General features: G+C 65.4%; 5 protein-coding genes. 4 read left to right on the plus strand and 1 reads right to left on the minus strand.

Annotated elements, in window-relative coordinates; translation table 11 throughout:
- The first annotated feature begins 363 nt into the window (after nucleotides 1-363).
- The 4 genes from fdnG to fdhE all read left to right on the plus strand — a co-directional run bounded on the left by fdnG (nucleotide 364) and on the right by fdhE (nucleotide 6,144).
- A complete protein-coding gene (fdnG, locus tag ACLP25_RS05785; RefSeq protein ID WP_442468277.1) occupies nucleotides 364-3,435 on the plus strand; it encodes a formate dehydrogenase-N subunit alpha in 3,072 nt (1,023 codons plus the stop codon).
- An 11-nt stretch (nucleotides 3,436-3,446) separates the two neighbouring features.
- Nucleotides 3,447-4,361: a formate dehydrogenase subunit beta gene (fdxH, locus tag ACLP25_RS05790; protein ID WP_442468278.1), complete on the plus strand. Its 915-nt coding sequence runs from the start codon at nucleotides 3,447-3,449 to the stop codon at nucleotides 4,359-4,361.
- Nucleotides 4,358-5,011: a formate dehydrogenase subunit gamma gene (locus ACLP25_RS05795; protein WP_442468279.1), complete on the plus strand. Its 654-nt coding sequence runs from the start codon at nucleotides 4,358-4,360 to the stop codon at nucleotides 5,009-5,011. Before fdxH ends, ACLP25_RS05795 begins: the two co-directional genes overlap by 4 nt.
- A 203-nt stretch (nucleotides 5,012-5,214) precedes the next feature.
- Nucleotides 5,215-6,144 carry a formate dehydrogenase accessory protein FdhE gene (fdhE, locus tag ACLP25_RS05800; RefSeq protein ID WP_442468280.1) on the plus strand — a complete coding sequence of 310 codons (930 nt, stop codon included), beginning with the start codon at nucleotides 5,215-5,217 and terminating at the stop codon, nucleotides 6,142-6,144.
- A gap of 316 nt (nucleotides 6,145-6,460) precedes the next feature.
- Here fdhE and ACLP25_RS05805 read toward each other — a convergent pair.
- Nucleotides 6,461-6,850 (minus strand): transposase (locus ACLP25_RS05805; RefSeq protein ID WP_442468281.1); only part of this gene is annotated, 390 nt, incomplete at its 5' end.

Consider the following 6,850-nt stretch of genomic DNA (forward strand, 5'->3'; position numbering starts at 1 on the left):
GAAGCCGCACCGAACCGTGAACATATAAGGAACATGGCCGAGGCGAGAGCGCACGTCAAGCGCGATGGCGGGTGCTACATAAGGCCGGAGTTCCTTTCGTGTGAGTGGCCGCTCACGTTGGAACTCCGCCGGTGGACCGCCGGAAACGTCAACCTGCTTCCGCCACCCCGGCAAAGCCGGGCAAAGCCGGGCGACTCCGGCTGACGCTAGCCTCTCGCTTGAGTCCGATCGCGTCATGTTGAGCGCCGGATGGGAAACTTTTGCTGGGAATTCCTTCCAAAGCCCGACAATCCTGCTTATGTTGGCGAACAATTCGCGCCGCCGGCGGAAAAAGGGGCGCACGGCAATGGGGAGTGCTTGTCTATGGAGCTTAGCCGTCGCGGCTTTATCAAGATCACGGGCGCGGGCCTTGCGGCGTCCAGCCTCGGCGCCTTGGGCTTTGGCGGCGCCGGCGAAGCCCTCGCCGCCTCGGTGCGGCCGTTCAAGCTGACCGCTGCAGCCGAGACCCGCAACACCTGCACCTATTGCTCGGTCGCCTGCGGCATTTTGATCTACAGCGCCGGCGACCGGGCCAAGAACGCGGTGTCGAACATCATCCACATCGAGGGCGACCCCGACCATCCGGTCAACCGCGGCACCCTTTGCCCGAAGGGGTCGGGCCTGCTCGACATCGTTCACGCTCCCACGCGCCTCACGGAGCCGCGCTACCGCGCGCCGGGCGGCAACGCGTTCAAACCCGTCTCCTGGGATTTCGCGCTTCAACGGATCGCGACGCTGATGAAGGAGGATCGCGACAAGAACTTCATTGCGAAGAACAAGGACGGGACGACGGTCAACCGCTGGCTCAGCACAGGCATGCTGGCGGCTTCGGCGTCCTCGAACGAGACCGCCCTCGTGACCTGGAAGGTCGCGCGGGCGCTCGGCATGGTGGTGTTCGACAACCAGGCGCGCGTCTGACACGGACCGACCGTGGCCAGTCTGGCCCCAACATTCGGTCGCGGCGCGATGACCAACACCTGGCAGGACATAAAGAACGCCAACGTCGTCGTGGTGATGGGCGGCAACGCCGCCGAGGCGCATCCATGCGGCTTCAAGTGGGCGATCGAGGCCAAGATCGAGAATGGCGCCAAGCTCGTCGTCATCGATCCGCGCTTCACCCGCACCGCGTCGGTGGCCGACGTCTATGCGCCCGTCCGCCCCGGGTCCGATATCGCGTTCCTGAACGGCGTGATCCGCTACCTGCTGGAGAAAGACGCGCTGCAGCACGAGTACGTGCGCGCCTACACCAACGCCGGTCTGATCGTGAAGGAGAGCTTCGGCTTCGAGGACGGTCTGTTCGCCGGCTACGACGAAGAGAAGCGCACGTACGACAAGACGTCGTGGGACTACGAACTGGACGACCAGGGCTTTGCCAAGGTCGACGACCAGTGGACGAACCCGCGCTGCGTGATCAACCTCCTGCGCAAGCACGTCGACCGCTATACGCCCGAGATGGTGTCGCGCATCTGCGGCACGCCGCAGGACAAGTTCCTCGAGATCTGCGCGCTGTTCGCCTCGTGCTCGGCACCGGACAAGGCGCTGACGAGCCTCTTCGCTCTTGGCTGGACGCAGCACTCGATCGGCTCGCAGAACATCCGCACGATGGCGATGGTGCAACTTTTGCTCGGCAACATCGGTATCGCCGGCGGGGGCATGAACGCGCTACGTGGTCATTCCAACATCCAGGGGCTGACCGACGTTGGGCTCCTCTCGAACGCGATGCCGGGATACCTGACGCTGCCGCGCGACTCGGACGCGAGTTTCGACGACTATATGCAGACGCGGCTCTTCAAGCCGCTGAGGCCCGGCCAGACGAGCTACTGGCAGAACTACCGCAAGTTCTTCGTCAGCTTCCAGAAGGCGATGTTCGGCGACTCCGCCAAGGCCGAAAACAGTTGGGCCTATGACTGGCTGCCGAAGCTCGACATCCCGCTCTACGACATCATCGCCGCCTTCGAGATGATGGCGAACGGCAAGATGAATGGCTACATCTGCCAGGGTTTCAACCCTCTGCAGGCCTTCCCGGACAAGGGCAAGATCCGCCGGGCGCTCGGCAAGCTGAAGTATCTCGTCGTCATGGACCCGCTCGACACCGAGACCTCCCGGTTCTGCGTGAATGTCGGGCCGAAGAATCCTTCCAACCCCGCCGACACCCGGACGGAGGTGTTCCAGCTTCCGACGACCTGCTTTGCCGAGGAGAAGGGCTCGCTGGTTAATTCGGCCCGTTGGCTGCAGTGGCACTGGAAGGCTGCGCCGCCGCCCGGCGAAGCCAAGAGCGACATCTGGATCATGGCCGGGCTCTTCCATCGCCTGCGCGAGAAGTATCGCAAGGACGGCGGCGCGTTCCCCGACCCGCTCGTCAACCTGGCCTGGAGCTACACCGATCCTGCGGACCCCGATCCGGAGGACATCGCCAAGGAGATGAACGGCCGGGCGCTCGTGGACCTCAAGGACGCCTCGGGCCAGACGACCAAGCGCGCCGGACAGCTGCTGGACGGCTTCGCGGAACTCCGCGACGACGGAACGACCGCGTCGGGCTGCTGGATCTTCTCGGGCTGCTACACGGAGAAGGGCAACCAGATGGCGCGGCGCGATGCGACCGACCCGCGCGAGCAGGGCATCGCGCCGAACTGGGCCTGGGCGTGGCCCGCGAACCGCCGCATCCTCTACAACCGCGCCAGCGCCGACCTCTCCGGCAAGGCGTGGAATCCGGCGAAGCCCATCATCGAATGGAACGGCAAGCAGTGGACCGGCATCGACGTGCCGGACTACGGGCCGACTGTCGCGCCCTCCGACGGCGTCGGTCCGTTCATCATGAACGCCGAGGGGCTCAGCCGTCTGTTCGCCCGCGACCAGATGGCCGAGGGGCCGTTCCCCGAGCACTACGAGCCGTTCGAATCGCCGTCGGACAACGTCCTCCATCCCAAAGTGAAGACGAACCCTGTCGCACGCGTCTATGCCGACGACTGGGCGGCGTTCGGGACCTCCGCCGAATTCCCTTATGTCGGCACCACCTATCGCCTGACCGAGCACTTCCACTATTGGACGAAGCACGCGCGGATCAACGCGATCCTCCAGCCTGAGGAGTTCGTCGAGATCGGCGAGGCGCTGGCGAAGGAGAAGGGCATCGAGCAGGGCGGATGGGTCCGCGTCGCGTCCAAGCGGGGCGCGATCGTGTGCAAGGCCTATGTCACGAAGCGTATCAAGCCGATGATGGTCGACGGCAAGCCGACCCATGTCATCGGCGTGCCGCTCCACTGGGGCTTCACCGGCCAGACGCTCAAGGGCTACGGCGCCAACACGCTGACCCCCTCGGTTGGCGACGCCAATACGCAGACGCCCGAGTTCAAGGCGTTCCTTGTGAATGTCGAGAAAGTCAGCGCGCCTTCGGCGTGACGGAGCGAGTCATGGGCGATCTGCAGTCGCAGGACTACATTAGGATCTCCGCCTCGACCGGGACGCCGCCCTCGGCGCGCAACCACGAGGCGGAGGTCGCAAAGCTGATCGACGTCACGCGCTGCATCGGCTGCAAGGCCTGTCAGGCCGCCTGCATGGAATGGAACAATTTGCGCGGCGACGTTGGCCAGTTCGAAGGAACCTACGACAATCCGCTCGACCTCGATCCGCACACCTGGACGCTGATGCGGTTCACCGAGTACGAGAACCCCAAGGGCGACCTCGAGTGGCTGATCCGCAAGGACGGCTGCATGCATTGCGAGGACCCGGGCTGCCTCAAGGCCTGTCCCGCCCCCGGCGCGATCGTCCAGTACGCCAACGGCATCGTCGACTTTATCAGCGAGAACTGCATCGGCTGCGGCTATTGCGTGAAGGGCTGTCCGTTCAACATCCCGCGCGTCAGCCAAGTCGACCGCAAGTCCTACAAGTGCACGCTGTGCTCGGACCGCGTCGCCGTCGGACTGGAGCCGGCCTGCGTCAAGGCCTGCCCGACCGGCGCGATCATGTTCGGCGCCAAGACCGACATGAGAGCCTGGGCGGGCGAGCGGGTCGAGGATTTGAAGTCGCGCGGCTTCGAGAACGCCGGGCTCTACGATCCGCCGGGCGTCGGCGGGACCCACGTGATGTACGTCCTCCATCACGCCGACACGCCGTCGATCTACGCCGGCCTGCCCGACAATCCGCACATCAGCGTGCTGGTCGACGCTTGGAAGGGCTTTTTGAAACCGCTCGCGGTTGCCGGCATCGTCTTTACCGCGGTCGCGGGCTTCCTGCACTGGGGCGTCACCGGCTCCAACGAGGTCGAGGAGGAGGACAACCAGCGCGCAGCCGATTTCATCGAGAAGCACTCGGGGGCCGCCAAATGAAATACCCCGCAGGAACGCTCATCCGAAACACGCGGCCGGCGCGGGTCAATCATTGGATCACCGCGACCTGCTTCGTGCTCCTCATGGTGTCGGGCTTGTCGATGTTCCATCCGATGCTGTTCTGGCTCTCGGGCCTGTTCGGCGGCGGACAATGGGCGCGCGCCGTCCATCCCTGGATCGGGATTGTGCTCTTCGTCAGTTACGCCGGGCTGATCGTGCAGTTCTGGCGCGACAACTTCTGGAATCGCGACGACATCGCCTGGATGGCCTCGATCTTGCGCGTCGTCGAGAACGACGAAGAGAACGTGCCGGAAGTCGGGCGGTTCAACGCCGGTCAGAAATTCGTGTTCTGGTCGATGGCGCTTCTGGTTCCGGTTCTGCTCGTCACCGGCCTCCTGATCTGGGAGGCCTATTTCGGCGACGCCACTCCGATCGAGACGCAGCGCACGGCCGCGCTCATCCACAGCCTCGCCGCCGCCGCGGCGATCATGATCTGGATCATCCACGTTTACGCGGCGATCTGGGTGCGCGGTTCGGTGCGGGCGATGACCCGCGGCTACGTGACGCCGGGCTGGGCGTGGCGCCATCACCGCAAATGGTTCCGCCAGCTCGTGACGACCGACTCCCCCGGCCCCCGCCCGCGCGGATGAGGGATTGGAGTATGCCGTCTCTTGAACTGCCTCCCGCCCGATATTCCCTAGCGTCTCCTCCCCCCTTGTCTGGGAGGATAAAGGAGGAGGGTCGCGCCAACCTCGGCCGAGCAGCGAGCGTTTTGGGGTGGATCACCGAGTCCAGCTCCTCGGTCGGCGCGACCCGTCAGCCCTTCCCGCCCCCGCAAGGGGCGTAGGCGCCAATGAGACAGGGCGAGAGCGCGCCGAAGGGGGCGTGGACCGGGGCGGCGGTGGGCGGAGTGAAGGCCCCGGAGCCGATCATCCTTCCCGATCCCGTCAGCCGCTTCGCCCGAACCTGTCAAAGGCTCGAGCGGCTGGCGGACGGCCATCCGATGGAGGGATGGCTCAGCTTCATGGCTGCCGTAGCCGATGCGCAGCGCGCCGCCTGCGAGGGGCTGCCGGCTGTCGCCGGGCCCGACGAGGCGGACGTGCGGCTCGCGGTCGAGGCGCGCCTCCCGCCGATTGCCGCCGACGGCTGGCGGCGCGACCCGGTCTGGCGCGATGGCCTCGGTCTGCTCATCGACCGGTTTGACGGCGCCGCCCTGCCTCCGGCGGCCGCGACGGTCATCGCAACGCTGCGCAAGCGCACCGCCGAAGATACGGAGACGCGGGCCGACGCTTTCCTGCGCGGTCGCATCGAGCCTGCCGACGCGGGCGCGGCGTTCTGGATCGCCGCCGCACTGCAGGTCTATTTCACCGGTCTTGCGGCTGGAATGCATGCGGAGTCCCTGCGCCTGCTCGAGCAGCGCGGCCTCTGCCCTTGCTGCGGCTCCACGCCGTCGGCAGGCGTCGTCAGGGCGTCGGGACAAACGCCGGGCGCCCGCTATCTCCATTGCTCGCTCTGCTCGACCGCATGGAACCACACCCGTGCGGTCTGCGTCACCTGCGGCGGCTCGCGCGGGCTGGCGCTCAGAGGGATCGGCGGCGATTCCGGCGTGGTGAAGGCCGAGACCTGCGACGAGTGCCAGACCTATGCGAAGCTCATGTACGAGGCGAAGGACACCCGGGTCGACCCTTACGCCGACGACCTGGCCTCGCTCGCGCTCGACATCATGGTTTCCGAGGCCGGCTGGGCGCGCCACGCGCCGAACCCGCTGCTGCTCATGGCCTAGAGCAAGATGTCCTCAGGTCAAACCAGCTCCATCATTGCGACCATCCGCAGGGCGCCAAAGCGCCCGTCCCTCGACGGGTTCAGGCGACGAATCCATCGATGAGGCCATAAGAGCCGGTCGCCTGGATGCCGCCGGCGCGAGACATTTCCTCGGGCGTCCGCGGAGCGAGGCGCATTCGGGCGCCATCCGACGTCATTCGGCGCGCGTTCGGCATGCGTTCGGCATGCGTTCGGCATGCGTTCGACACGCAATCGGCGCTGGATTTGACCCTCTTATTCACCTGTGAATCGTGACCTTTCAACGCGTTATAGCGGTGTCACGCGAGGATCCGAAATTCCTTCGGGTCGATGACGCGGAAATTGTCGGTGATGGTTGACGAGAACTCGTCGAACCGCTGCGGGACGGTCTTGCGCAGGAAGCCGAGCACGGCTTCGGCAAAGTCGCGGAATTTGGCGTAGCATCTGTTGTGGGTGACGTTCTCGTGCATCACCTTCCAGAGTCGCTCGATCGGGTTGAGATGCGGACAGTATGACGGCACGAAGTGCAGGACGATGCGCCTCCCTGGCTGTTGCAGCCAGTCCTGGACGACTTTGGCGTGGTGGTAGCGGGCGTTGTCGAGGAAAACATGGATGCGGCTCATCGTCGAATTGGAGCGCTCCAGCGCCTCGAACAAGGCGATCGTGCTTGCCGCGTCGACGGTCTGGAC

The organism is Roseiarcus sp., assembly GCF_052145395.1.
Classification (GTDB): domain Bacteria; phylum Pseudomonadota; class Alphaproteobacteria; order Rhizobiales; family Beijerinckiaceae; genus Roseiarcus.

Coding starts and splice junctions, on each gene's coding strand:
- fdxH (WP_442468278.1), top strand. CDS start 3,447: ATGGGCGATCTGCAGTCGCAGGACTACATTAGGATCTCCGCCTCGACC.
- ACLP25_RS05795 (WP_442468279.1), top strand. CDS start 4,358: ATGAAATACCCCGCAGGAACGCTCATCCGAAACACGCGGCCGGCGCGG.
- fdhE (WP_442468280.1), top strand. CDS start 5,215: ATGAGACAGGGCGAGAGCGCGCCGAAGGGGGCGTGGACCGGGGCGGCG.